At 61.6% G+C, this 24,733-nt stretch carries 22 protein-coding genes and 1 pseudogene; 14 read left to right on the top strand and 9 right to left on the bottom strand.

Annotated features, from left to right (window positions below; all coding sequences use genetic code 11):
* Nucleotides 1-42: 42 nt before the first annotated feature.
* Nucleotides 43-948, bottom strand: a pseudogene (locus tag AB1281_RS18495) (YifB family Mg chelatase-like AAA ATPase); the annotation flags it as partial.
* Between the two features lie 812 nt (nucleotides 949-1,760).
* Here AB1281_RS18495 and AB1281_RS18490 point away from each other — a divergent pair.
* The 7 genes from AB1281_RS18490 (at nucleotide 1,761) to AB1281_RS18460 (ending at nucleotide 7,086) form a co-directional block, all read left to right on the top strand.
* Nucleotides 1,761-3,272 carry a serine hydrolase domain-containing protein gene (locus tag AB1281_RS18490; protein WP_430346624.1) on the top strand — a complete coding sequence of 504 codons (1,512 nt, stop codon included), beginning with the start codon at nucleotides 1,761-1,763 and terminating at the stop codon, nucleotides 3,270-3,272.
* Nucleotides 3,273-3,989: 717 nt separating this feature from the next.
* Nucleotides 3,990-4,604, top strand: a complete 615-nt coding sequence (locus AB1281_RS18485) for a hypothetical protein (protein ID WP_430346623.1) — start codon at nucleotides 3,990-3,992, stop codon at nucleotides 4,602-4,604.
* Between the two features lie 76 nt (nucleotides 4,605-4,680).
* Nucleotides 4,681-5,079: an Imm10 family immunity protein gene (locus AB1281_RS18480; RefSeq protein ID WP_430346622.1), complete on the top strand. Its 399-nt coding sequence runs from the start codon at nucleotides 4,681-4,683 to the stop codon at nucleotides 5,077-5,079.
* A gap of 110 nt (nucleotides 5,080-5,189) precedes the next feature.
* Nucleotides 5,190-5,528, top strand: a complete 339-nt coding sequence (locus tag AB1281_RS18475) for a hypothetical protein (RefSeq protein ID WP_430346621.1) — start codon at nucleotides 5,190-5,192, stop codon at nucleotides 5,526-5,528.
* A 42-nt stretch (nucleotides 5,529-5,570) separates the two neighbouring features.
* Nucleotides 5,571-6,011, top strand: a complete 441-nt coding sequence (locus tag AB1281_RS18470) for a hypothetical protein (RefSeq protein WP_430346620.1) — start codon at nucleotides 5,571-5,573, stop codon at nucleotides 6,009-6,011.
* 61 nt (nucleotides 6,012-6,072) lie between these two features.
* Nucleotides 6,073-6,444 (top strand): hypothetical protein, encoded by a 372-nt coding sequence (locus AB1281_RS18465; RefSeq protein WP_241884483.1) that lies wholly within the window; start codon nucleotides 6,073-6,075, stop codon nucleotides 6,442-6,444.
* Between the two features lie 84 nt (nucleotides 6,445-6,528).
* Nucleotides 6,529-7,086, top strand: coding sequence for a hypothetical protein (locus AB1281_RS18460; RefSeq protein ID WP_430346619.1), 558 nt, complete (start codon nucleotides 6,529-6,531; stop codon nucleotides 7,084-7,086).
* Nucleotides 7,087-7,138: 52 nt separating this feature from the next.
* Here AB1281_RS18460 and AB1281_RS18455 read toward each other — a convergent pair whose 3' ends face one another.
* Both AB1281_RS18455 and AB1281_RS18450 read right to left on the bottom strand, forming a co-directional pair.
* On the bottom strand, nucleotides 7,139-7,669 hold the full coding sequence (locus AB1281_RS18455; protein ID WP_430346618.1) for a cold-shock protein: 531 nt from the start codon (nucleotides 7,667-7,669) through the stop codon (nucleotides 7,139-7,141).
* A gap of 45 nt (nucleotides 7,670-7,714) precedes the next feature.
* Nucleotides 7,715-8,071 carry a hypothetical protein gene (locus AB1281_RS18450; protein ID WP_049444003.1) on the bottom strand — a complete coding sequence of 119 codons (357 nt, stop codon included), beginning with the start codon at nucleotides 8,069-8,071 and terminating at the stop codon, nucleotides 7,715-7,717.
* Between the two features lie 670 nt (nucleotides 8,072-8,741).
* Here AB1281_RS18450 and AB1281_RS18445 point away from each other — a divergent pair.
* Both AB1281_RS18445 and AB1281_RS18440 read left to right on the top strand, forming a co-directional pair.
* On the top strand, nucleotides 8,742-9,344 hold the full coding sequence (locus AB1281_RS18445) for a DUF998 domain-containing protein (protein ID WP_401745673.1): 603 nt from the start codon (nucleotides 8,742-8,744) through the stop codon (nucleotides 9,342-9,344).
* A gap of 56 nt (nucleotides 9,345-9,400) precedes the next feature.
* Nucleotides 9,401-9,766, top strand: a complete 366-nt coding sequence (locus AB1281_RS18440) for a hypothetical protein (RefSeq protein ID WP_430346617.1) — start codon at nucleotides 9,401-9,403, stop codon at nucleotides 9,764-9,766.
* A gap of 307 nt (nucleotides 9,767-10,073) precedes the next feature.
* On the opposite strand, the gene avs3b is transcribed toward AB1281_RS18440, so the two are convergent.
* A complete protein-coding gene (gene avs3b / locus AB1281_RS18435) occupies nucleotides 10,074-10,760 on the bottom strand; it encodes an AVAST type 3 anti-phage proein Avs3b (protein WP_430346616.1) in 687 nt (228 codons plus the stop codon).
* Nucleotides 10,741-16,911, bottom strand: coding sequence for an NACHT domain-containing protein (locus AB1281_RS18430; RefSeq protein ID WP_430346615.1), 6,171 nt, complete (start codon nucleotides 16,909-16,911; stop codon nucleotides 10,741-10,743). Before AB1281_RS18430 ends, avs3b begins: the two co-directional genes overlap by 20 nt.
* 349 nt (nucleotides 16,912-17,260) lie before the next feature.
* Here AB1281_RS18430 and AB1281_RS18425 point away from each other — a divergent pair, with 349 nt between their 5' ends.
* Nucleotides 17,261-17,707, top strand: a complete 447-nt coding sequence (locus AB1281_RS18425) for a DUF4279 domain-containing protein (RefSeq protein ID WP_430346614.1) — start codon at nucleotides 17,261-17,263, stop codon at nucleotides 17,705-17,707.
* Here the strand turns inward: AB1281_RS18425 and arr are convergent.
* Together arr and ubiK are read right to left on the bottom strand one after the other, a co-directional pair.
* Complete coding sequence (gene arr, locus AB1281_RS18420) at nucleotides 17,700-18,134, bottom strand: NAD(+)--rifampin ADP-ribosyltransferase (protein WP_430346613.1); 435 nt, start codon at nucleotides 18,132-18,134, stop codon at nucleotides 17,700-17,702. The two genes, AB1281_RS18425 and arr, sit on opposite strands and share 8 nt — an antisense overlap.
* A gap of 125 nt (nucleotides 18,135-18,259) precedes the next feature.
* Nucleotides 18,260-18,511, bottom strand: a complete 252-nt coding sequence (gene ubiK, locus AB1281_RS18415) for a ubiquinone biosynthesis accessory factor UbiK (protein ID WP_005419983.1) — start codon at nucleotides 18,509-18,511, stop codon at nucleotides 18,260-18,262.
* Between the two features lie 156 nt (nucleotides 18,512-18,667).
* On the opposite strand from ubiK, the gene AB1281_RS18410 reads away from it, so the two are divergent.
* Nucleotides 18,668-19,006 (top strand): P-II family nitrogen regulator, encoded by a 339-nt coding sequence (locus AB1281_RS18410; RefSeq protein WP_005411374.1) that lies wholly within the window; start codon nucleotides 18,668-18,670, stop codon nucleotides 19,004-19,006.
* A gap of 89 nt (nucleotides 19,007-19,095) precedes the next feature.
* On the opposite strand, the gene AB1281_RS18405 is transcribed toward AB1281_RS18410, so the two are convergent.
* Complete coding sequence (locus tag AB1281_RS18405; RefSeq protein WP_014038781.1) at nucleotides 19,096-19,755, bottom strand: RIO1 family regulatory kinase/ATPase; 660 nt, start codon at nucleotides 19,753-19,755, stop codon at nucleotides 19,096-19,098.
* A gap of 436 nt (nucleotides 19,756-20,191) precedes the next feature.
* Here AB1281_RS18405 and AB1281_RS18400 point away from each other — a divergent pair, with 436 nt between their 5' ends.
* Nucleotides 20,192-21,097 carry an aspartyl/asparaginyl beta-hydroxylase domain-containing protein gene (locus AB1281_RS18400; RefSeq protein WP_024957655.1) on the top strand — a complete coding sequence of 302 codons (906 nt, stop codon included), beginning with the start codon at nucleotides 20,192-20,194 and terminating at the stop codon, nucleotides 21,095-21,097.
* A gap of 118 nt (nucleotides 21,098-21,215) precedes the next feature.
* On the opposite strand, the gene speE is transcribed toward AB1281_RS18400, so the two are convergent.
* Nucleotides 21,216-22,067 (bottom strand): polyamine aminopropyltransferase, encoded by an 852-nt coding sequence (gene speE, locus AB1281_RS18395; RefSeq protein ID WP_032127130.1) that lies wholly within the window; start codon nucleotides 22,065-22,067, stop codon nucleotides 21,216-21,218.
* A gap of 191 nt (nucleotides 22,068-22,258) precedes the next feature.
* Here speE and speA point away from each other — a divergent pair, with 191 nt between their 5' ends.
* Both speA and AB1281_RS18385 read left to right on the top strand, forming a co-directional pair.
* Nucleotides 22,259-24,148, top strand: a complete 1,890-nt coding sequence (speA, locus tag AB1281_RS18390; protein WP_197587319.1) for an arginine decarboxylase — start codon at nucleotides 22,259-22,261, stop codon at nucleotides 24,146-24,148.
* Between the two features lie 44 nt (nucleotides 24,149-24,192).
* The gene (locus tag AB1281_RS18385; RefSeq protein WP_430346612.1) at nucleotides 24,193-24,513 is read left to right on the top strand and encodes a DUF6122 family protein; all 321 of its coding nucleotides are present in this window, start codon (nucleotides 24,193-24,195) and stop codon (nucleotides 24,511-24,513) included.
* Nucleotides 24,514-24,733: the final 220 nt, after the last annotated feature.

Genomic DNA, 24,733 nt, shown 5'->3' with positions numbered 1-24,733 from the left:
ATATTCAGTCACTTTGACGACTGGCGTCAAGGGCTAAACCAGGAGCTCGTCCAGGAACAGCACGCCGTGATGGGCCAGCGAGATCTCGCCGGGGCAGGGCGGATTGCCGCCACCCACCAGCGCCGCCGCACTGGCACTGTGATGTGGGGATCGGAAAGGCCGTTGCCGCCAGCGCCGTGGGTCCAGCCCTTCACCACTCACCGAGGCAATCGCGGCCAGCTGCAACGCCTCGGCTTCCTCGGTGTCCGGCAGCAGGCTGGGCAGGCGCGAAGCCAACAGCGTCTTGCCGCAACCAGGGCTACCGATCAGTAATAGGTGGTGTCCACCCGCAGCGGCGACCTCCAACGCGCGCCGTGCATGCGCCTGGCCGCGCACATCGGCCAGATCCGGCAGCGGCAACGGCGTCGTGTCCACACGCTCTACTGGCGGCAGCAAGCGTGGGTTCCCCAACCCAGCGCAGCACTCCAGCAACGTACGCGCTACCCGCACATCAGCGTGCTCGGCCAGCGCAGCCTCGGCGGCATTGCCCGGCGGCACCACCAGGATGCGCCCGGCTTCGGCCGCCGCAATCGCCGCCGGCAGCGCGCCAGCCACCGGGCGCAGCTCGCCGGTCAGGCCCAGCTCACCCAGAAATTCGTACTGCAGCAGCGACTGTGGATCGACCTGGCCGCTGGCCGCCAGAATGCCCAGTGCGATCGCCAGGTCGTAACGCCCACCTTCTTTGGGCAGGTCGGCGGGCGCGAGGTTCAGGGTGATGCGCCGCTGCGGAAAGTCGAAGCGCGCGCAGAGCAGGGCGGCACGCACGCGCTCGCGCGATTCGCGCACGCTGGTCTCGGCCAGGCCGACAATCTGGGTGGCAGGCAGGCCGCCAGAGAGGTGCACTTCCACCCGCACCAGCGGGGCGTCGACCCCGGCGCGGGCACGGCTGTGGACCAGCGCCAGGCTCATGTGTGGATTCCTGCAGAAAGACGCCTGATGGTGCGGCAGGTAATCTGCGTGGGACTATCGGGGTTTGCCGGCAATGCGTCTCGGGGTATTTCTGCCTGCAAAGGGTGCAGCGTGCGCATCGAGGGCAAATGATCTTTGCAGCGCGGCTCTGGGATGGCGGTCTCGCAGGTCTTGCGTCAGACAAGGTGTACTACAGGGCAGTGAAGGAAAGGAGCGCGCTGAAATGCAGTGCATTCGAGTACTGATGGCCCTCTCGCTCGCCATGGGCCTGCCGGGGTGCCGGGATGAGGTGGAGAGTTCAACGTATCCCATTGGCCAGACGGGAGAGACGTGCACAGCCTACAAGGGCTTCGAGCGCCAGCCTCCTGGAGTCGTTGTGGCCGAGCTTGCCAAGCGAGGGTTGGATAGCAGCCGTTTGGTGCATAGGACAGTCTGCGGCCCGATCACAAGTTGGGACATTCTCCCCGCAGGGGCGTCGATCGATCGGATACCTCCGCCAGACGCATATGTAAGCGTCCACCTGCTGGAAGACGGCTCGGTTTCCGTCAGTACAGACCGCCCCTGACGTTGGCGCCGCCCTTGATGATCGAGCGGCGGGCGAACAGACAAAAGTACGGATGGGCTCGCAGGCGGGGCGTGTGGCGCCCAGTCAACGCCATGGACTCGCCCCAATACCGTGGCAGAATCGGCGCTGGCCGACCCCGTGCCCATCTACGGCGCCAGGCAGACCCACAACGCGACGCAGTGTCCTCCGCCGTCAGTGCCCAGGAGATCCCGTGCGATATTCGATACGACTCGTTGCTGCGTGCGTCATGTCCGTGGTGGCCTCCGGCTACGCAGGCATTCCCGATGCAGCGGCGCAGGAAACCTACTGGCCGACGCAGGAATGGCGCCATTCCTCCCCGGAAGCGCAAGGGATGGATTCGGAGGTACTGGCCAACGCCTTCGACTACGTGCGCGAGCACCGGACGCCCATCCACAGCCTGACCATCATCCGCAATGGCCATGTGGTGGTGGATGCCTATTTCTGGCCGTTCCAGAAAGGGCAGTACCACGATGTTGCGTCGGTGACGAAGAGTGTCACCACCACGCTGGCGGGCATCGCGATCGGCAAGCACGCGCTGGAACTGCACCAGCCGCTGACGTCGGTCTTCGGCGCCCAGGGCATCGCGAATCTGGACGAGCGGAAGAAGCACGTGACCCTCGAGCATCTGATGACGATGTCCTCGGGGTTGGACTGCGATGCCAGCCAGGGCGAAATCACGTTGTCGCGGATGAGGCAGAGCAGCGATTGGAGCCGGTTCATGCTGGACCTGCCGATGCGCGACGAGCCCGGGAGCCATTTCGAATATTGCTCCGGCGGCATGCATCTGCTCTCTGCGGCGATCACCAAGGCGACCGGCCAGAGTGCGTTCGACTTCGCCCGTCGCGAGTTGTTTGGCCCACTTGGAATCAACCATGCGGCCTGGCCAGCCGATAGCCACGGGGTTTCGTATGGGTGGGGCGATCTGCACCTTGAGCCCCTGGACATGGCGAAGCTGGGCTACCTCTGGTTGAACGATGGCCGTTGGGAAGGCCGGCAACTCGTCCCCGCAGCATGGATGCGTGCTGCGGTTCGGCCGCAGGCACAGCTGGAAGCCAGCGACGAGAAGTACGGGTACGGTCTATGGTTGCAGCCGAACAGGAAGCCGTCGCTGTTCGAGGCCAATGGCCGCGGTGGACAACGTATCAGTGTAAGTCCAGAGAAGAATATCGTCGTCGTGTTCACCGGCGGGACGTTCGAACCCGGCGATATCGGGACCTTCATTCTTGCATCGCTCACGTCTGACCAACCCTTGCCGGAGAATCCATCGGCGGTGGCGCGGTTGGAGGCCGCTGTGAGCGACGCGGCAGCTCCACCTCCGCCGGTATCGTTCATGCCGCCACTGGCACGCACGGTGTCAGGCAAGCGGTACGTGCTGGGGGAGAACCCGCTTGGCGCGAAGTCGTTGATGCTCACGTTCTCGGGTGCAGAAGTGGCGCAGCTTCAGCTTGAATTGGACAGCCGCCACGAACCATCCCGGCCGGTTGGGTTGGATGGCACTCCGCGCGTGTCGGGCAACGGCAATTTTGGTTTGCCTGTAGCAGTAGGTGGAAGGTGGGAGAGCAGCAACACCTTTGTCTTCGACTACAACGAGATCGGAAACATCAACGCGTACCGGTTCCGGCTGACGTTCTCAGGTGACGACATCGTTGTGGACCTGAGCGAGCGATCACAGGTGATTCAACCTACGCGATTCCGCGGCACGTCGGGTAACCGGGTGGCGCCTGCGCAGGTTCACTGATGGAAGGCTGGCATGGAGAAGGGGAGATAAGAGGAGTGGTAATGGTTCCTGTATCTATCTCGAGTGTTACCCGGTACGGGGCCGATTCTCGGACACGGAGCGGTTCCATACGTGCTGCTGTATGCGTCGCCCTCGCTGTTTGGCTTGGCCTGGTTGGCCCGGTCAGTGCGAGTAGCGACGACGGTGATGGTCACAGGATCGAGGCTGGTTCTGCTTCGACCTCGGCCATTCGCCAAGTGAGGGGATGCGATCTTGATGTTGGTCACGTGGATGTGGACCGGCATGTCGTCCAGCAGGTTCGCGAGCTGAAAGCACAGCCGAATGCGGATCGAAGGGCCCTGGCCATGAGAGCCTTGCTTGAATGTCTGTCGAGTCTCGGGAAACGACAGCTTGATGAAGCCAGTCCTTCCAGCGTGCGAGAGATCGCCTCTCTGTTGGAGATAGATGGGGATGTGGGCCGGTTCTACGCCTCCAGGATGCTGGCGATCCTGAGGTGTCGAGCTCGTCCAGTGCTGCCACTTTTTCATGATGCGCTGGACAAGACGGCGCCCATTGAATCCAACCTCGGCCCAATGGTCCTGTCGCCAGCAGTAAGCCCCCGCGAAGAAGTGGCAAGGGCGATCAGAGCGATTGAAACTGCGCATCCGTGTAGAACGCAGTGGGAATGATGTGCTGGCGTCGTCTGCTGGGCCGCTGCTTCCTTCGAGAGATCAACGCATGAGCGAACGTATCACCGCCTCACAGCTGATGGACAGGCTGATGTCCGATCCGGAGTTCGTACGGCGTGAGCAGGAAAGAGAGGCACAACGGATGAAAGCCGCCGGGATCCTCGCGGAAGCGGAGGCCGGACTGGTCCGGGAGCTTCGCGGGTCCGGAATGAATGTCGATTCCGTATGGGACCTTGTGGGCTGGAAGGGTGACAACGATGCGGCCCTGCGTGTGCTTCTCGCGCATGCACTGATCCCGTATCCAGAGCGCGTGCGCGAGGGAATTCTGCGCGCCCTGGCTACACCCGGCGCGCGAACGTGGTGGCCATACCTGGTTGAAATGTATGAAAGTGACACGCTGGCGCTACCGCCACAGATCGACTATCTGACCGCTGGCATCCTGTCCGCTGCAGCCGACGACACCGTCATTGATGATGTCATCAGGCTGGCGAGTGATCCCAACGCTGGTTCCAAGCGTGTGCTACTGCTGCTCGCCCTGAAGAAGTCCCGCAGCCCCAGGGCGAAGATGCTGCTGAACGAGCTGCGATCCGACCCTGTGATAGGCAGGGAAGTAAAGCGGATGCGGCGGCTGGAGCGACTGCAACATCGGTCGGATGGTCAGTGACGGGCAACCTGAGAGCTGCACCACGACAGCGGCAGAGTAGACATCGATTTTTCCACATATCGGGAGTACCCGGGGAATGTACAGATTCACGGCCGAAGTCGTTTCCATAGAGGAAGATGACTACTGCATCGTAGTTGGCTTGGCCGACAGCTCAACGAATCCGTCTCGTTACGTGATACTGCAGAGCGCGAAGGCGTATGACGATCAGGACGAAGAGCTGGGCATGGCGCACGCCCATATCGAGGTCGGTGGAGGTCTTGAGCCTTGCTATGGCGGTCTGGTGCATATCTCTCTGCAGCGCATGGAATTTGAGCTATCTCTCTCCGAAGGTGCACAGAGGAAGCTTGGGATCACTGGTGGGATTGCAGTGACACTGAAAACGTTGGACAACGGCAGCAAGCTGGAGGCGGCGTTGCGGAAAATCTGTGTTGCGGAGAGTATTCCGTTTGATCTGAACTCGTCTGGGCGGGATTGAGTTCATGCTGTGCCGCACTGCCTGCGAGAGCCGGGCTGAGCAGGGACAAGAGGCAGCAGGTCCGGACAGGCGAATGTGTTCTGGCTCATTTTCAAAGCCGAGGGAGTGGCATGAAAGCTGACGAATTTGTATCCGCTATCCAGCGCTATGTGCTTGAGTCATCCGTGGAAAGCACGATCTCGAACCTGGCGCATCCACCGGGCCGTCGGGTGGCCCCAGACCTGTTGGCACGGTCTGAATGGTTCAGCAGCTTGTCCGCTGTGGAAGCCGACATGTTGCGCGACGTTGCCGGTGAAGCTGCCCGTTCGGCGGTCTTCGGGTTTCTGGCGGTGCTTGATGGCACCCGTGTCATCGATTCAGAGAAAGGCACCTTCGAGCTTCACCATGTGGGTCGCGAGAAGCGCCTGGTGAATCCGTCTGGCATCGATCTGCACGACCTGCTCGAATAGGTGCGGGATGCGCGCGCAGCACTGACATGGAGCGTGGGACTGATGAAACTGAACTTCGTGGCGGACTGCGACTGGGAGTCGCATGTTGGCAGGATCAAGAGTCATTACGTAGAGCGCTCCGCCACATTCGAGTCCAGGAGCTACGGGAACGAAGTGGCTTGCGTGGCATTGCTTTTCGTCTGTCGAGATCCCGAGCTGGATTTCAAGCGAAGAGTGCAGTTTCGACGAAAGAAGGCGGAGTTCTATACCGATGTAATGCTTGACCTGCCGACCATCGTTCCGCTCTCGATGAAAGAGAAGATGCGGTATGTATCCCGCGAATTGCGTGAGCAGTTGGCCGAGCAACTGGGCAGGGTGAAGTTCAAGGACTTCGACCATGCAAGGTTTCTGCTGGATCTGAAGGTATGGCTGGAGGACATCGATAGCCGTTACGACGGCCAATCGTCGGGTGCATGGCACTATGCCTCGGGCGAGGCGTCCTAGTCGCTCCGGAAGTCACCGATGCTTGTTGGCTGGTCAGTTTTCTCAACGGAATGGGGGGCCATTGCAGCGCTATCTTTGTGTTCTGGATGTAACAGGCAATCTTTCGGCGGGCCGCGATGTCGAGCAGCTGCTCCCCGATCGATATGAGTTGGATCAGCGTGTGATTCGCTTTGTCTCCATTGAGCAGGCCAATCTGAACGCCTGGAGGGTTCGTCTTTGCGAAGTGTTTGACAATGGAGCGCCTGGCTTCATCGACGTGTACGAGTTCGAGGCGGTGGATCCGGATCATCCCTTTGGTACCGAGTGGACGTTTGATTCGGTTGACGGTGCCTTGAGGTTCGCGCGGGACGTGCTGAGGACCAGTCAGGGGCGCTATGTGAACCAAGGACTGATTCAAGACGAGTACAAGGACTGCTATCACCCGGAATGGTGATACGCCTCTGGAACGAATGGGCTATCCGCGCATGAGTCACCAATGTCCTGTGATCATTCCTTCAGATGGATGGACGAAGTTGTCATGAAGACACGCAGATTCATTTTGATTGCGCTGGGTATGTTGCCTGCAGCTGCAGGCTTTCCCGCAGGAAGTCCACGTGTGGACTTTGTATCGAAAGCCTTCCGCGATGGAAGTTTCATCCCGCATGTCTACAGCGAGCGGGATGTCCTGCGCCGCTATGGTGATGGCGAGATGGTCGTGGACACGGCAGGACTGATGCGGCGCAGGTACCTGGATCCCACCACCCGATGGGAGGTGCTGATGACCTCCAACCCTGACGTCGCTCCGGGGTTCCGAACCATCGATGAGATCCGCGTTTCATCGATCAGCGCGGGGCAACCCGCTGCAGGCAGAACCGAGAGCTTGCGCGGCGTGAAGCTGAAAGGCGTTGCCATGGGTGACCCGGCGTCCAAGGCTGCCAGCGCAGCAGGCGGGTATGGCCCGAGGGACACAGAGCAGGCAACGCTGGGGGGCTTCAAGGTCGAGCGCACCTGTGGGTTCTCGGAAGGTGGATCGAGCATTTGCTTCTACGTCCGGGATGGAAAAGTGGTTGCGATGGCACTGGGGTTTGGCCCTTGACCAGTTGCTGCGCCCCTTGCGGTGCAGGCACAGCGCAACTGTGAGCGTCAGCCTACGATGGCACTTCAGCGCTGAAGTAGTTGGTGGGATCGGGCTGGCGGCGGCCTGGGGCCCCAAGCAGGCACCGCTGCTCATCCAGCACCAACCCATTGAAGCGCCCAAACCGCGTCTCAACCCACGAAGGCCCCGCACTTTCCACCAGCAACCGCCCCTGGCTCTGGTGCAGATCCAGCCAGCGCTCGAAGCTGATGCGCAGACGTTCGATATCCGGTGCCCGCCAGTGGGCATCGGCAGGCATGCGGATCAGCACGCGCGAGGGTGCGTTCTCCACGTCCATCACCAGCACGCCCTTGCACCGGATCTCGAAGGACGTCGCTCCGGCATGGCGCGCATACAGTTCAAAGCCCTCGTATGCCTTCGCGGTAACGAAGCCGAGCGCATCACTGTGCAGCAGGCGGTAATCGGCCGGCCGCAGCTTCTGGTACGCCCAGACCTGATCGCCCGCTGGCTCGGGCCACTCCACCCACATCGCGCCGATCACCGCGATGCACACCACCGCAGCGGCAAGGCCGTGCATCTTCATTCGTCACCCCGCACACAGGCAGAAAGGTCCGCGCCATAAGCGCGCTCAGTCCTTGGGTCGCATCCGCTCGTGGATGAAGGCAGTCAGCGCGAGATCGGCCATCACCAGCCCCTCCATCACCCGGTCGCCCACGTACTGCTCCGGCTCGCCGTTCTGGCGCGTGCGCTCGGCCGCCAGCAGGATCTCCTGCACGATGCGCTGGCCGGTGAGTGCGCAGTCGGCGTCGGATAGCGCCATCTGCCGGCTGCGTAGATGGTGCCGCTCGGGCCAGGGCTGGCCGTCGGCCGCAGCGCCCGCGCCGATGGCGTGCAGGATGGCGATGAGGCTGTTGGGGTCCGGGGCCGGAGCGGTCGAGGGCGCTTCCTGGATGGGGCGCGGGGGCGGGGAGTGCGGTGTGGTCATGGCGGGCTCCGTGCATGCAGGCGGACGCCGCCACCGATAAAGGTGGCGGGCAGAGCGTGGCTCGAAAACCGGGCTACTAGGAAGAAACCGGCGGGCACGAGGCCCCCACGCCCCGCCCGCCATAGCCGGCAGACGGAATGCCAGCCGGCACCACGCAAGGTGATGCCGGCTGGCAAGTGCAAACAACATCCTAATAGCTCGGGTTTTCGAGGCCCGGCCACCCGTTTTCGGTGGCGATACCAGAGTTGCCTGACGTAGTTGGGAATGCCAAGGGGGAGGGGTCAATGCCGCCAAAACCCGAGACGCTTTTGGCATTGTCGCATAGCGTTGGAAGAGGCGAGAGCCTTGGCGTGCTAGGCGGAGCGGCACTTCTGGGACGGAGTCGACAGAACATTCCGTCAGAGATGCAGGGCGCGGCAAATGCGACAGCACTCGCCCATCGGACATGTGTGATCGCTCATGCAACCGAACCGCTGCGACGGCCGTTGATGGATGCCGTGTACTTCGCCTCTATGCGTGAGTGACTTTCTGCCTATTGACCCCGTGGGGCGTCACGCAGAATCTGACTACCGCTGTAGTCATACGGAGCTGTCCTGCCCACAACAGGAAGGTTCTGCGGCGCTTGAACGGATTCCACCCACTGGCGCAGGCCAAACAAGGACCACTATACGTGTCACACCGCAGCCGACTGCTTCTCTGTGCGGGTCTGGTCCCGCTTCCGTGGTTCCTGTTCTGGACCAGCGTTGCCGCCCTGTTCGCGCCGGGCTACAACCCGCTTGCGCAGCACGCCAGCGAGCTGCTGCAGGCGCCAACGCTCGCAAGCATCTGCGGCAGGATCGCGGCTATCGGCTCAGGTATGGGCTTTGTGGCGTTCTCCATCGGGGTATGGCGGGAGTCCGGCCGCCGGATTGCCGTAGGCGCGATCTGCTGGTTGGTATTTGGCATCTCCATGCTGACCAACGGGCTCTGGCCCATGGGCCATCCGATGCACGGCTTCTACACCATCGGCATCGCAAACATCATTGCACCGGCGATGTCGCACATCGAATTGAGCGCGTGGTCTGCCAACCGAAGGGCGTATGCCGTGACCGCTGTGGTGAGCATCGCGAGCATCGTCTATCTCTGGTTGAACGTGGTGGGAGCGGATCCGGAGGGGTTCAGGGGGCTGACACAGCGTTTGTTCTCGTCGATCAACTCGTTGTGGCCATTCCTGGTGGCGCTGTATCTGCTGCGCAGGGGTTCCACTGGGTTGAAGACGCTTTCCGCGCATTGATCGGTGAGTACGACAGAGACATGGCTGGTCGTCGAGCGTGTGGAGCTGAGAATGTGATGAAGATCTTTCGCCGTCAGCTGATCTACGTTCGAGTGCACCAGGACCACTTCATTGCGCGCGTGGTGGGTGGAGACAAGACCATCCGTCGCCAGTGTCATGCCCTTGGCAATCGCGCGGGTCCGATCAAGGACTTCTCTACCCTCCAGCCCCAGCTCAAGGCGATCTTCTCGGAACTCCTGCCTGGGTTCTCACTCCAAAAGCCATGGGCGATTCTGCACTTTGATCCGGTTGAGTATCCGATCACGAAGGAGGAACTCGCCGGGTTTCAAAAGGCTGCCATGCAAAGCGGCGTGAGCTTCTGCTTTCTCTCCACGTGGGAGCAGCGGCATGAAGACAAGGATCTGTTGGAGATGTTCAAGTAGGGTTCGGCCCGAAACTTCGTTCTAGGTCACACAGATTCTTGGGCCGGTTCGAGGCACTGTGAGAGTCCGCTCTTGGCCGGTAGCGGACATTGGAGGGCAGGGGCCGGAGGTGTCTATCGCGGGTAGGGAGGCGCAGCTCTCGCCCCAAAGCGGGCATTAGCTTGCCCGGATTTCTCAATACTCTGACCGCGCGCTCGGCCCGGCCACTTCTGATTCACGGTGTTTTACACGGCAGGCGGCAGCTTCCTGACACCGAACTGCTTACACAAAATATGGAACACACTCCTCCGACAGCTTGCTAGCTTTGCTAAATTGGTTCGTTCTCTACGTCATCCAATACTGATAGGCGAACGCGCAACTCATCAGCAATCACGGTTGCAAGTCTCATGAACTCTTCAAGCTTGGCGAGTTTGTCTTTAATTTTATTAATCGCTAAATATGATTCCGAATCAATCCGCTCATCCGGATCAAGAACGAATCTGATCAAGGGTTCTTCGACATCTTCTTGTATGCCTGCCTCTTGCGCCAGAGTAACCCATGGAATAGCGTTGGTTGCTGCCGTCGCGGCGGCCTCCCGTAGGGAAAATGCAATTAATATTCGGGCGGTGTGATCAAGGCCGATCGCGAGAGAAAGCCATGTGCGCGCAGGTTCGTCGGGTTCAATATCTTCGGCCGCGCGAAGATGGTTGGGAAAGTAGAGGCTTTCCTTTCGATCAATATCCAGCGAGGCCAGAGTGCGGAGAGCGGGCTCCAGCTCCCTGAATGGCCGAAATCTTCTTGGCAGTGATTCGCGATACTCCCACAGCATTAGGATAGCCTTGGCGCATGCCGTTTCGGCAGCCGTCTTGGCCTTGCCTTTCGCGGTCTCGGTGGCAGCGATCTTCTCCGCGATGTCGTGTGCCATCCAGGAGGCTAGGAGGTCCTCGTCCGTACTCAGTTCCGCGACCAAGCGCTTGCCGAGCTCCACAATTGCATCAGAGCGAGTGAGCGACACCGTCTTCTCCCATTAAGTAGTAGCGGCTGTACGGGGCATAGTGGAACTGTTCGCTTTCCCAATCATCGTGGTCCCGCTTGGGGTGGCGGCGGACCTCGACACTCAGAATAAGCAGCATCCCGCAGTTGGCTTTGAGTAGCTCGCGGATGAATGCCAGATTGCAACTCATGCGCCAGCCGGCCTCGCTCTCCTTGTTGTCGCCATAACCGGTCGTGTCCGACCATGTTTCAGTGTGTAGAACTCCACCCGCAGGGGCAACCCATCGGCGACTGTCCGGAGAACCAGCCAGACCTAACCCCTCAACAACGCTGTCGAACGGCGCTGGCCCCGGAAAGCGGAGGCCCTCACCCCAAGGATCGGCCTCATCGAGTCGGAGTGGCGTGCTGTGCTCAGTGATCCAGCCAATTAGCTTCTTTGTACCGACGTCTATATCACGTTCCTCATCCTCGCCGGCCAATCTGAACCTGCCAAGTTCGGGCGCTGTCTGCAGGGCAGACACCAATGCTTCGGCTCCGTCCTTTGTTACGAGGGCACTACGGATGGATACGTCCTCCTTGGCTCTGATGATGCGTCCAGTCCAGTTTCCGGAAACTACTGTCATTCCGTTTTCCGCTGTAAGCTGCTGATCTAGGTAGTCCGCGGTGACGCTCCAGCACCATTCCCCTTCTGTGTATTCACTAGGGACTGCTAGTTCTCCAATCGGCCGGGGATCCCGACGGTCAGACACCCATCTTCCCGATGGATCGGTAAGTTGATATTTGGATATCCATTCCTCGAATTCGTTTGTCGGCGAATCGGGGTCTCGCAGAATAGGCTTCTCGCGGAGAAGTTCCGCAGCCGAGAACATCAAGGCGTGGAACGCATGATATGCACGCAGATCATCGGTATCCGGACTGCCGCCGTGGGAATGGTATGTCTCTCTGTCGCGGAACACCTTTCGGACATGCCTAGCGTCATGGCTCCAGTCGCTGTTCTTCGTCCATCGCATATGTTGTCGTATCGCGCGTAGCGCGCGCTTCTCGACCGACTCCTCCGACAGTCTGAACGCCCTTCCGAGAGGGGCGAGCCAATAGGGGCCAATGTCAATTCCGAAGTAATATCTATCTTCATCATCCGAGGCCCGGGCATCGGGCTCATCGTCTTCTTCATCTCGGCCTCCCCATTTGCCTGTGATGATCTCCGGCAGCTTTGGTTGGTTGACTTCCATGACCGACTCCAGGAACTCTTCGCCTACGATCTGCGCATGGACTAGCGACCGGAGCGTACGTGCGGCGAAGTCCCGGATGAGCACGTGATCCATTTCCAGGCAATCTCGAATGCCAATGGCAAAGGGTCGTAGGCTCTCCGGATTCTCCATTGCGCCACGGGCGACTCCAATCAGGAACCAGAGCCGGGCATGCCATCCGTAGAACTCGAGTCCGCGATCGGTGAATGGAACGGCATCCGTTCGCTTTAGCCACGCAAACAACAGTTCGAGGAGTTCGGTCCACCCTAGCTCAACTAGCGAGCGGACAACATGGGCATACTCCCACCGCTTAGCGGTTTCCGGGGATGCAAGTCCCGCCCAGATGAAGCCCGCGAAGGCGCCGATGACCGACTCGGGAGGGGCCAGATCGGCTTGCCACGGGCCGTCTCCGTCGTCCGGCCTGAGTATATCGTCCAGTAGCTTCAGGCCGTAATTGAGAACCTCATCGGCTTCCTCAGGTGTGATTGATAGGGAAAGCGGCTCCAGCATCTGGAACAGATCGCTCGCATCCATCGAATCCGCGTACGCCGTGAATCCCTCGAGTGCAGCCTTAATGACGTCGCCATCTGACACGATGCCCGCTTCATGGAGCTCGTGGAAGTCGATACTTGATCCCCAGCGGCCCCACCTAACGCGGGTCGGATCATTCCGACAGGCTACCAGCACCGCCGACCGCAGGGCTGCACGTAGGGACTGTAACGTCGGGAAGGGTCGGCCGACTGCATTTAAGAGGTAACTTAATTCGAACAACCCAAAGTCCGGCCACTTTACGACCGCGTTGATGAAGTCGGGTCGATGACCCACCTTGATTCTGGAGAGTCCTTCTCGAAAGAACCTCTCTAGCTCGAGTGGTGGATCGAAGTCGCGAAGGTCGGCATAGGCAAGCCTGAGCGCATCTGGATCGGTCAAATCGACACCTTGGAAGTAGGTGTTCCAATTCGGACGATGTCTCGTATCTGTCGCCTCATTGGGCGGCGATCCCAAGTACGCTCGACTAGCGCGCTTTTTCAAGGCTTCTTGAAGCGCCTCGTCCCTTTCACTCTTGGCAAGGAGTCGTTCGAGATCAGGGAAATCGAGGTCGTATTCCTTCGCGATCTCACCAAGTTTAGACCAGGACCTGGCTTTTCGGCCTCTCAGGCGAATGTAGCGATAGGAAACGCCCGCGATTCGTTGCCGTACCTCGGGGCGACCTTCCTGACCAAGCGCGCGCAGAAGGTCTTTGCGCCTGCGCCAATAGGCGTCCACTCCCGAAAGCGCGATGGAGGCGATGGAAGGCATTTGATCGCTATCCATCAATCGATAAACCACTTCGGGCAGCAGGCGGCTCATGTCACCGAACCCTCTGTCGCGCCAGCGACTTAATATCGCGAATGCAGAGGGCGGGCAAAGATCAGTCAGTGCCTGGACCGTGTTATCCCAGGCGAAATGCTTGTCGCGAGCGACGTATTCGTACGTCAGTTCCGCCGCCCGCGATAAGTGATATGCCGTTTCTGGCCGTCGTGTGGTACCGGATCCTGCCGATTGGGCCAGATTGAGCAAGGCATCCCACCTGTACAGGTTCTCCTCGCCGATTCGATTGGAGATTTCGATCGCCTGGTTGAAGCAGGCGCTAGCCTCCGCTGGACTGACGTTCAGTATGGAGCGCGCCAGGCTCACATAGGACGCGGCGCGCGTTTCCGCATGGTCCCGTGACCCGTCAAGGTCTCGGTACACACTACCGGCAAGATAGAGAGCAAAGTCGTCAAATCCCTCGATGTGACCCGCCAGACGGCAAAGCGAAATAAGCGTGTCGGTCCAAAGCGGTTGCTCAAGCTTGGAAATCCACTCCCTCAGGGCAGTGGGGTCTGGGGGGGCGCTGGCAGACAGGTCCCGCAGGATGCACAGCCATTCGATAGCAGCCGTCTGCCGCAGCGTGTGCTCCTGTCCGTATACCCGTGCTTCAGCACGACTCGTCGCCATGCACGCCTCGTCGATTGCCTCATCCACATTTGCGGGCCTGCGACCACACGCTATGTCTGCGGCAAGAACGAACCAAGGAAGGAGACCTCCAACTTCCCGGTCGAAGACCTCCCGCTCCTGACTTTTTCTGTGCGCGCTCTTCTCTTCGCTGTTCTTGTCGATGGAAGGCGGTAACAGGCGATCCAAGGTCACGATCTCGCCTCGAAGCGCTGCCTCGAGGGCATAGGCACGCAAGAGCTGCGATCGCCCATTGTTGAATCTGCTGGTCAGGTCATTGGGTGGAGTGGCTGGCAGGTATCGGCGGATTGTTCTGGCCCATTTCTCATGCTCCGCTGGCAGTATCTTGATGGCGATCTCGATGGTGGAGCAGACCGCTCGCAGGATGGGCCAAGGGTCGTTCCATTGGCTGTCCAGTCCATCCAGCTTAATGCGCCGGTCGGTAAGTAGGCGGAGCGCCCTTGCAATCGGCTCTGCCGGGAGCAGGTGGCCAATCTCCCGCGCTTCAATTGCCAGGCCTAGAACCAGCCAGACGTTCCTCGATGCCGCCATGCAGAATGAATCGAGTTGGTCCAATCGACCGATATCGGCAAGGCCACGAGCGATGCGCCTTCCTGCGGCAAGGGCATGTGGTCGCCATGTCCAACGCCTGAGGAACCATACGGCCTCGGCAGGGCTTTTGATCCTGAGGGTTGCTAGTGCAAATTCGGCTCGGTCGGCATCCGTGACCATTTCATATTGCCGCTCCTCTTCCGGAAGGGAAGCCCAGGTCTTCAGCCATTCGGTTGCCATCCGGAGCTTGCTCGCTGCCTCCGCATTGAATTCCTCACGTGCGGAAAGAAAGCCCGCGTCGTACACGTGGTGCGATCCCATCCAGGTTGACCCGAAGACCCGCCTGGATACGATCTCCTCGATTCGATCGGCCGCCATGATGGCGCCGGCAATATCGGTGTTCTCCTGGATAAGCTTGTACTGTCGGTCTTCGCCGGCGCACTCGCCACCGGCCTTCAGTGCCAGCTTGGCAGCGGCGACGTTGTTGCCTTGCATCAAGCACGCTTTCAAAGCAAATGTGAGCCTCTGGGTCTCAACGTCGCGTCTTTCAATGGGATTGTCGGCCGGCAGGCTCTTTCCGGACAATGCTAGCTCGACAAGCTCTTTCAAAAGACCTGCCTGAAGCATCAACTGCGGCAGTGCAGAAGCGGCATATGAGCTATGCGCGGCGATTGGTTGTAGCCGATCTAGAAACTGCCTGAAGCCCGTGGCATCGGGTCTGAAACGTTCCTGAAACCACGTTTCGGCAGGTTCGTCCAGGAAGTGGACACCGTTGCCTTTGATGACCAAGGGTCGTCCGAGATCGGTGACGAAGCTGCGGATCGCGCCTTCGGGCGATCCGGAGAGTGTGGCCAGCACCGATATCGGCACCAGCGGGCGGAGCACGGCAAGCGCTTGGCAGATCGCCTCGATCTGGGATGCTTCGACCGTGCCGACCCTGTCCCGCAAGCGAACGATGGCCTTCTCAAGCACTTCGCCAAGTGCCGTTTGTACGGTACTCGGGTTAGGTCCAAGCTCCTTCAGCATCTTGGGTAATGGAAGGGCCTGGGATAGCGCCAATGCCTGCAGGCGCGGATTGGAGCTGCTCAGGAATGCAAATTCCTTGACTTCGCTTTCTGTCGCCTTTGGATAAACGCTCCTGAGGTGTCGGGCCGTTTCATCCTCGGAGAATGGGAGAAGTTCGATCAGCTTCGCGTGCGGGGGCGCGTTCAGTCTGGACAGCCGATGCGTACGGCAGGTCATGACCAGTCTGACACCAGGGGGCAGGCTGGTCCGAATAAGGTCTCGCACGAAACTAGAAGGCTCTCCTTGCTCCTCGGCAGCCATTTCGGCGTTGTCTGCGGCATCAATGATGATGCACAGGCTCGAATCGGGATCCCGCGCGCGAAGCAAGTCGACGGCTTGGGAGAGCCTGCTGACGAAGGCCCTCATGTACGCCTTTCCGTCCGCCCGGGTACTTGGGATAAGTGGGTAACAGAGGCCGCGCGCGGCCAGCTCGTTGGCAATTTGGACGAGCGCATCCCGGAACCGATGTCGGAAATGCAGGACGGATCGACCAAGTCCTTCGCCATAGCAGTCGTAAAGCACGGCCTCCGATCCGGGGGGAATCAGGTGCGATATGCGGGAGGCGATTACCGACTTCCCGACGCCTCCATCGGCATGGATCACGAAAGGCACATCTGTCGTTCGGACCGTCGACAGAATCTCGGGTTCCTGTCTCCGGGGAAACATTCCCGACGTGTCAGGGATATGCGATTCGGCTGGACGTAGATCCTCCTCGGAGGTCTTCAGTGCCCGCAGGACATCCCGACGGCGAATTGCGGGGTCTCGCTCGAACTCTGCCGTGGCCTTGCGGGTCACGAGTTCCTTCAGCTGAACGGGTGCATCCATGTCGGCGTCTGGCAGGAATGCGCAGACATCTTGGGTCAATAGGTTTCGCTGGACCCAGAGATCGTCTTCGTTAGGCTGGAGCCTGAAAAGCTGGAAGAATTCTTGTATTTGTGCCTCGTCCAGTGCCGCGCCGCCAACAAGCGTTTTCCTGACGGCCGGATGGCGATCCTTTGCGCCATTAGCTAGGTCGTCGAGCGCTTCCATTACCTTTGAATCAGCGGGTCTGGTCGCAATGAATTCGAAACTTAACTTGTTCGCGAGGTCGTCGACAGAGAAATGGGAGAGAAGTCCAACGTACTTGGCGATGAAACCGGCGATGGTTCCCTTCAGGTCGCTGGCCTTCAGTTCCCTGTCGCCGCGCTTCGTCGAATGCTTCAACTGGATGTAATGGACCCGGCGGGATGCCGGGATATCCTCGCTTCCAAAGTACAAGGCAACGTCGATGACCTCGTCACCATCAGGAGAAGCGTCCGTGGCTTCCTGATTCGAGGCGCCTTCGATAGTCACCGCGACTAGGTCTGTAGCTCCAGGAAGGAGTTTCAAGCATTGGCGCGCAGCCCAGTGGTAGTGAAACTGGTCGCCACTCCTGCTGGGTCGCACAGAGCTGTTCCCGGCCATTCCATACACCCCCAATCCTTTTGATTCGCTAGAGTAGCGTCAATCCACATGTCCAGTCTCCCCGCCTAGTACGGGATGCAAGAAGTAGCGGAGTAATGTGCTGGCAGCTATCCGAGAGATTGGGATGGTGCCGATGTTGAAGGCTAGCTCACCTGGAGAACGTCTGCTCATGACCGCTAGCTGACATCGAAGAGGTTTGCAGAATGAAAGAGATTCCCAAAGGCGAAACTGAGTTCCAATGGCCGCATTCGATGATTCCCTAGTGACCCTCCAATTCTTCGGGGACGACCTTCTGCCCGAAGAAGTCAGTGCCTTGCTCGGAGCGACCCCGACCGCATCGCATCACAAGGGCCAGCAACTCAAGGGCAGCCAATCCGGCGCCGTGCGTATCGCCAAGATCGGAAGCTGGCGGCTCAGTGCGGCTCGGCGTGAGCCTGAAGATCTGGAAGCGCAGATCTTCGAGATCCTCGATCAACTCACCGGCGATCTCGCCGTATGGCAGTCACTGGCACGCTTTCGGCCTGATCTGTTCTGCGGCCTTTTCATGGGCAGCAGCAACGATGGTGTCTCGCTTTCGCCGCGTGCGCTGCTTGCCTTGGGGCAGCGCGGCATCGAGCTGGGGCTGGATATCTACGATGCCGACGAAGAAGAGCGCAACGCTCCGCGCCCGGAGGCCATCAGTTGATGATCTCCCCACTCCCCGAAGCAACAAACGCCTTCAACTGCCGAACGAACTCCGCGTCGTAGGCTTCCCACTCCCTAATCTCCCCAACCACCCGCAACGGCTGCGCACTCCGATACGAGCGCGTCGGGTTCCCGGGAAACTTCTTGTTGGTCACGTTCGGGTCGTCTTCAAACGGCCCGGTCGGCTCCACCACATACACGCGCGGTCGCCCCTCACCCCGGGCCATCTCCGCAGCCAGCCCGGCGCCCTTGGCAATGGTGGTGAAGTAGATGTGGTTCATCACCACGTTGTCGCGATAGTTGGAGCGGAAGCCCGCGCTTAGCAGCTCGCCCACCGCGAGGTCAGCGCGGGTGCCGTGATAGAACGGCCCGGCGACCTGGTCGCAGGTGTCATGCGAAACGGGTGTCCATTCGGTGTCCTGCGCCATCGGCACTGCCCCTGCGTGTCCTGCCGGATCGACAGGCCGGCGAGTCTAGGGCGCCCGGTGGGCCTTGCTGCAAGGCCCCATCCGGGGAATACTCTGTAGTGGGAGGCGCGGTGCGCCTCCTTTTTTCATTCTGCGGCGCCGCGCCCTTCCAGCTCGCGCACGGCGGTTTCCAGCGCGTCCAGCTTCTGGCGGGTCTTCAGCAGCACGGCGCGCTGCACTTCGAACTCCTCGCGGGTGACCAGGTCGAGCTTGGCCAGGCCGGCCTGCAGCGCGCTCTTGAAGGTGGCCTGCAGTTCCTCGCGCGATTCGCGCAGGCCCGGCGGCACCAGGTCGCTGAGGCGACGGGCGAGGTCATCGATTTGATTCAGGTCGATCATGGGGTGCTCCGTGGGGGTAGGGCCCGTGCATCCGGCGCGGGCAGGCCGATCGGGCACAAGGATACTGCTGGCACCCATCGCCCGGACAGGCGGCAGCGGCTTCGCACGGGCCGCGTTCAGGCGCTATCCTCCACGCCGGAAGACAGGAGATAGACGATGAAGATGGTCATGGCGGTGATCAAGCCGTTCAAGCTCGACGACGTGCGCGAAGCGCTGGCCGAGCGTGGGGTCACCGGGATCACGGTGACGGAAGTGAAGGGCTTTGGTCGCCAGAAGGGCCACACCGAGCTGTACCGTGGCGCCGAGTATGTGGTCGATTTCCTGCCGAAGGTGAAGCTGGAAGTGGCGGTGACCGATGACCAGGTTGAGGCCGTGGTTGAGGCCATCGTGAAGGCGGCCGGCACCGGCAAGATTGGCGACGGCAAGGTGTTCGTATACGACCTGGGCAGCGTGGTGCGTATTCGTACCGGGGAACTGGACGCGGACGCGTTGTAATCTGGTTTTTGTAGAGTCGAGCCATGCTCGACTGCGTTTCGCGCGATGCTGGAAGAGCAGTCGAGCATGGCTCGACTCTACAAAAGCAGTTACCGGCGCTTCGCCCACTTATAGAACCGCTTCCAGCCCTGGCGCACGGCGGCGACCCAGCCCGGGTCGGCCACCAGTGCGGCCTGCGCGGCACTCGGGGCCTGGCCAGTCACGCGCTGGCGGATCTTCAGCAGGTTCTTCATGTCGCTGCGGCGCATCTGCCGGCTCAGCGGGCCGCGCCGCAGCCAGCGGGGTACGCGCCAGGCGGAGGTGAAGTCCAGCAGCACCGGCACGCCACCGCTGACCACCACGTTGGTGCCATGCAGGTCGTTGTGGGTGATGCCGGCGGCGTGCAGGCGGCTGAGCGCGTGCTGCAGCTGCTCGAACACGTCGTTGCCGACGGCCTGCGCGGTGCTCAGGGTCTGGCCGGGGATGAATTCCATGCCCAGCGCCAGGCCACCGAGGGTGCCGAGCAGTGCGGGGGCATGCTTCCAGCCGCCGAGGCGCTGCAGCATGCGGGCTTCACGGCGCACCATCAGCCGCGCGATCAGCGAAACGGGGGTGCCGCGGTAGCGGGAGTAGTCCTTGATGACCGCCTCGCGCCCGTCCAGGCAGGTGCGGTAGACGTCGGGGGCCAGGAAACGCTCGCCGCGCTTGAGCAGCAGCGGGGAGGCGGCGTCATTGCCGCAGGAGGAGGGGGGAAGAGCAGGAAGATACATGTCGGGGTCTCGGACGACCCGGTGGGTGGCGCAAAGCGTCAAGCGAACCGGTGTTACAGGGAGTTACTAAGTTTTCGTTAATTTTAGTACTCGCCAGTTCGCTATTCCACGATTTGTCGGAGAAATGTCGGGGTCGTGGCTGGAACAGTTCGTCATGCAGAATCGGACAATTCCGTCTCACTTATGAGGCTCGCCCTGCTGGATCAAGGAGTTGGGCGCGCTTCCGGCCCATTCATCGGCGCCGCGCTGAACGCCACGCACGTCCGGCTTGACCCCGGCGCACGCCCTGCCGACCATAAGCTGTTAACCCGCGACATCGGCGGCCGCCCCCCTCCGGCACGTCCCCGTCCCCTGCCGCGTTCCCAACCGGTGCTGGCCGCCAGGCCGTGCATCGCCCCGTTTCCCGTTCCGGCTGCGGCTGGAGGAAAGTGCTTTGATCATCAAAATCGTCATTGCAGCGCTGTTCGTGGCCTGCGTGCTGTACATCCACTTCCGTGGCAAGGTGCGCGCGCGCTGGTCGCGCCAGCTGCTGGACCACTCCAGTTTCATGGCCCCGATCAACGTGGTCATGTACATGTTCTCGAAGGTGCCGACCACGCCGTTCCTGGACCCGGCCAAGGAGTTCCCGCAGCTGGAGCCGCTGCGCCAGAACTGGCAGATGATCCGCGACGAGGCGCTGGCGCTGCGCGATGCACAGAAGATCGCTGCGTCCAGCACGTTCAACGACGCCGGCTTCAACTCGTTCTTCCGCCGTGGCTGGAAGCGCTTCTACCTGAAGTGGTACGGCCCGTCGCACCCGTCGGCGAAGGCGATGTGCCCGAAGACCACGGCGCTGCTGGAGTCGCTGCCGGATGTGCGCGCGGCGATGTTCGCCCAGCTGCCGTCGGGCAGCGAACTGCGCCCGCACCGCGACCCGTTCGCCGGTTCGCTGCGCCTGCACCTGGGCCTGGCCACGCCCAACAATGACGGCTGCTACATCGAAGTGGACGGCATCAAGAAGAGCTGGCGCGACGGCGAGTGGATGATGTTCGACGAGACCTACATCCACCATGCGCACAACGAGACGCCCGATGACCGGGTGATCCTGTTCTGCGACATCGCCCGCCCGCTGCGCTTCGGCCTGCCGGGGCTGTTCAACCGCGCGGTGGCGGCCACGCTGCTGGCCGGTGGTGCCTCGCCGAACCTGCCGGGTGACCCGACCGGTGGCGTCAACAAGGCGTTCGGCAGCGTCTACAAGGTGCGCCTGAAGGCCAAGGCGCTGCGCGAGCGCAGCGTGGTGGCCTACCAGCTGATCAAGTGGGGCCTGGTGGTGGCGGTGATCGCCGGTATCTGGGCGCTTTGATCGTTACATGCGGTTGCCGGCCAGCGGCCGGCACTACCGGAACATGAAAAAACCCGCGCTGGCGACAGCGCGGGTTTTTCTTTTGCATGGATGGGTGCCGACCGTTGGTCGGCACGCCTTACTTCAGCGCCGCCTGCACGAACGGCGGGGTCACCAGCACGCCGGTGTGCAGCGCGGCGGTGTAGTACAGGGTGTTGAAGGTCTTGGCGGCCGAGTCGGCCTGGCGGAAGTCGAAGCTGCTGTCGCCCTTGCGCGCCATGGTCACGCTCCACCAGCCGGTGGGGTAGCACGGCTGCGGGAACGGCAGGGTCTTGAACGAACCGAAGCCGGCCTTGCCCATCTCGGTGCGCATTTCGTTGATCAGGTCCAGCTGCATCAGCGGCGATTCGGACTGCTGCACCAGGATGCCGTCGTCCTTCAGGGCCTTGAAGCAGCTCTCGTAGAAGGCCTTGTTGAACAGGCCTTCGCCGGGGCCGACCGGGTCGGTCGAATCGACGATCACCACGTCCACGCTGCCCGCCGGGCAGTTGGCCATGTAGGCCACGCCGTCGTCGAACAGCAGCTCGGCGCGGGCGTCATCGTTGGAATCGCACAGTTCCGGGAAGTGCTTGCGCGCCATCACGGTGACCTGCTCGTCGATATCGCACTGGGTCACGCTCTCCACGCCGGTGTGCTTGAGCACTTCCCGCAGGGTGCCGCAGTCGCCGCCACCGATGATCACCACGCGCTTGGGTGCGGCGTGGGTGAACAGCACCGGGTGGCTGATCATCTCGTGGTAGAAGAAGTTGTCCTTGCTGGTCAGCATGATGGCCCCGTCGATGGTCATCAGGTTGCCCCAGTCGGTGGTCTGGAAGATCTCGATCTTCTGGAACGGCGACTGCACCTCGTCCAGCTTGCCGGTGATGCGGTAGCCGATGGCCGAGCCGGTGCGCTCGAAGTGTTCGATGTACCAGTTGTTGCTGTCAGTCATTGGAAAACAGTCCTGTTCGGAGGGGTGGAGCCGGGCTGGCGGGCGGGGCCGCGTGGCACAGATGCCACATCCGGACGGATCGGCCCGTTCAGGTTGAAACCTGTCACGGGCGCGGGCGCGCATGATAACGAACCTGTGGGCATATAGGCGTTATCATGCCCCCCCTTTTATTGCCAACAAGGCCGACTGAAATGACCGATTGGTCCCTCGACCAAGCCCGCAAGACCTACTCGATCCCGCATTGGGCGGACGGTTACTTCGACGTGGATCAGGCCGGGCACATGGTGGTGAGACCGACCGGGGCGGACGGCCCGGTGGTGTCGCTGCCCAAGGTGGTGGACGCGGCCCGTGCGGCCGGCGCCAAGCTGCCGCTGCTGGTGCGCTTCCCGGACATCCTCGGCCAGCGCCTGGGCAAGCTGCAGGCGGCCTTCGGGCAGGCCCAGCAGGACTGGGAGTACAGCGGCGGCTACACCGCCGTGTACCCGATCAAGGTCAACCAGACCCGCGGCGTGGCCGGCACCCTGGCCAGCCACCACGGCGAGGGCTTCGGCCTGGAAGCGGGCAGCAAGCCCGAGCTGATGGCGGTGCTGGCGCTGTCGCGCCCGGGTGGCCTGATCGTCTGCAACGGCTACAAGGACCGCGAGTACATCCGCCTGGCCCTGATCGGCCGCAAGCTGGGCCTGCAGACCTTCATCGTCATCGAGAAGCCGTCCGAGCTGAAGCTGGTGCTGGAAGAGTCCAAGGCGCTGGACGTGAAGCCGGGCCTGGGCGTGCGCATGCGCCTGGCCTCGCTGGGCGCCGGCAAGTGGCAGAACAGCGGTGGCGACAAGGCCAAGTTCGGCCTGTCCCCGCGCCAGCTGCTGGACCTGTGGAAGTCGCTGCGTGACACCGAGTACGCCGACTGCCTGAACCTGCTGCACTTCCACATGGGCTCGCAGATCTCCAACGTGCGCGACATCGCCAACGGCATGCGCGAAGCCACCCGCTACTTCGTGGAACTGTCGCGCCTGGGCGCGAAGATCACCCACGTCGATGTGGGCGGTGGCCTGGGCGTGGACTATGAAGGCACCCGTTCGCGCAGCTTCTGCTCGATCAACTACGGCCTGCACTCCTATGCCAGCAACATCGTGCAGCCGCTGGCCAATGCCTGCGAAGAATTCGGCCTGACCCCGCCGCGCATCGTCACCGAGTGCGGCCGCGCGATGACCGCGCACCACGCGGTGCTGATCGCCAACGTGTCGGAAGTGGAAGAAGCGCAGGAAGGCCGCGTGCCGGACCAGCACGACGACGAGCCGGCCGCGATCCGCCACCTACGCGAGATCCACGACGAGCTGGACGTGCGCCCGGCGGTGGAGCTGTTCCAGGAAGCACAGCACTTCCACGCCGAAGGCCTGGCCAGCTACGCGCTGGGCCAGATCGATCTGCCGCAGCGTGCGCGCATCGACGATCTGTTCTACGCCATCGCCCACGGCGTGCGTGCGCGCCTGAGCTACGACGAGAAGAGCCATCGCCCGGTGCTGGACGAACTGAACGAGCGCCTGGTCGACAAGTATTTCGTCAACTTCAGCGTGTTCGAATCGATCCCGGACGTGTGGGCGATCGACCAGGTGTTCCCGATCGTGCCGATCGAGCGCCTGGACGAAACCCCGGACCGTCGCGGCATCATCGCCGACATGACCTGCGACTCGGACGGCATGGTGGAAACCTATGTCGAGAACGAGAGCCTGGACAGCTCGCTGCCGCTGCACAAGATGAAGCCGGGTGAGAGCTATCGCATCGGCTTCTTCATGGTCGGCGCCTACCAGGAAATCCTGGGCGACATCCACAACCTGTTCGGCGATACCGACGCGGTGGAAGTGCTGGCCGATGCCGATGGCTACGCCATCACCCAGCAGCGCCGTGGTGACACCACCGACGTGATGCTGGATTACGTGGGTTACCGCCTGGACGAACTGCGCGCGACCTATGCGCAGCGCGTGGCCGAGGCCCAGCTGTCGCCGGAACGCGCGCGGGAGCTGTCGGAGGCGCTGGAAGCCGGCCTGACCGGTTACACCTACCTGTCCGACGAACCGCTGGTCTGAGGTAAACGGGAACGCCGGGCATAGGCCCGGCGCTACCGGCCCCGATGAGCGCGCGCGCGATCTTCCACCTGTTCCTGCATGCCGCCGTGCCAGCGCTGCTGGCATGGCTGTTCTGGCGTAAGCGCTTCGCCTCGGCGTGGGTGCTGATGCTGCTGGGCTGGATCATTGATCTGGACCACCTGCTGGCGGATCCGATCTACGCACCGAACCGCTGCAGCATCGGTTTTCATCCGCTGCACACCGCACCGGCCATCGCGGTCTACGCGGGGCTGTGCGTGCCGAAGAAGACGCGGTTGGTAGGCATCGGTTTGATGATCCACATCGTGCTGGACGCGATTGATTGCTGGTGGATGCATCACCGTTGATGCTGGGTGCGTGTCGACCAAGGTCGACACCTACCGGGGGCACGGCGACCGGCTGGGTTGCCGCTTGGTAGAGCCGGCCGCTGGCCGGCTTTCGCAGGGTGTTCCCGATGACCGCGTGGTTGCCGGCCAGCGGCCGGCACTACCGACCGTTAGGCTGGCCGAGGTCGACAGCTACCGGGTGCACGGCGACCGGTCGGATTACCGCTCGGTAGAGCCGGCC

The sequence above is a fragment of the Stenotrophomonas sp. NRRL B-14846 genome, assembly GCF_050473585.1.
Classification (GTDB): domain Bacteria; phylum Pseudomonadota; class Gammaproteobacteria; order Xanthomonadales; family Xanthomonadaceae; genus Stenotrophomonas.
This window is presented reverse-complemented; position numbering and strand designations above follow the sequence as displayed.

Excerpts from the sequence above, each read along its gene's own strand:
- AB1281_RS18440 (WP_430346617.1), top strand. The coding sequence starts at position 9,401 with ATGAAGATCTTTCGCCGTCAGCTGATCTACGTTCGAGTGCACCAGGAC.
- AB1281_RS18490 (WP_430346624.1), top strand. The coding sequence starts at position 1,761 with ATGTCCGTGGTGGCCTCCGGCTACGCAGGCATTCCCGATGCAGCGGCG.
- AB1281_RS18410 (WP_005411374.1), top strand. The coding sequence starts at position 18,668 with ATGAAGATGGTCATGGCGGTGATCAAGCCGTTCAAGCTCGACGACGTG.
- AB1281_RS18485 (WP_430346623.1), top strand. The coding sequence starts at position 3,990 with ATGAGCGAACGTATCACCGCCTCACAGCTGATGGACAGGCTGATGTCC.
- ubiK (WP_005419983.1), bottom strand. The coding sequence starts at position 18,511 with ATGATCGACCTGAATCAAATCGATGACCTCGCCCGTCGCCTCAGCGAC.
- speE (WP_032127130.1), bottom strand. The coding sequence starts at position 22,067 with ATGACTGACAGCAACAACTGGTACATCGAACACTTCGAGCGCACCGGC.
- AB1281_RS18455 (WP_430346618.1), bottom strand. The coding sequence starts at position 7,669 with ATGAAGATGCACGGCCTTGCCGCTGCGGTGGTGTGCATCGCGGTGATC.
- speA (WP_197587319.1), top strand. The coding sequence starts at position 22,259 with ATGACCGATTGGTCCCTCGACCAAGCCCGCAAGACCTACTCGATCCCG.
- AB1281_RS18480 (WP_430346622.1), top strand. The coding sequence starts at position 4,681 with ATGTACAGATTCACGGCCGAAGTCGTTTCCATAGAGGAAGATGACTAC.
- AB1281_RS18470 (WP_430346620.1), top strand. The coding sequence starts at position 5,571 with ATGAAACTGAACTTCGTGGCGGACTGCGACTGGGAGTCGCATGTTGGC.
- AB1281_RS18425 (WP_430346614.1), top strand. The coding sequence starts at position 17,261 with ATGGCCGCATTCGATGATTCCCTAGTGACCCTCCAATTCTTCGGGGAC.
- AB1281_RS18385 (WP_430346612.1), top strand. The coding sequence starts at position 24,193 with ATGAGCGCGCGCGCGATCTTCCACCTGTTCCTGCATGCCGCCGTGCCA.
- AB1281_RS18450 (WP_049444003.1), bottom strand. The coding sequence starts at position 8,071 with ATGACCACACCGCACTCCCCGCCCCCGCGCCCCATCCAGGAAGCGCCC.
- arr (WP_430346613.1), bottom strand. The coding sequence starts at position 18,134 with ATGGCGCAGGACACCGAATGGACACCCGTTTCGCATGACACCTGCGAC.
- AB1281_RS18460 (WP_430346619.1), top strand. The coding sequence starts at position 6,529 with ATGAAGACACGCAGATTCATTTTGATTGCGCTGGGTATGTTGCCTGCA.
- AB1281_RS18475 (WP_430346621.1), top strand. The coding sequence starts at position 5,190 with ATGAAAGCTGACGAATTTGTATCCGCTATCCAGCGCTATGTGCTTGAG.
- AB1281_RS18405 (WP_014038781.1), bottom strand. The coding sequence starts at position 19,755 with ATGTATCTTCCTGCTCTTCCCCCCTCCTCCTGCGGCAATGACGCCGCC.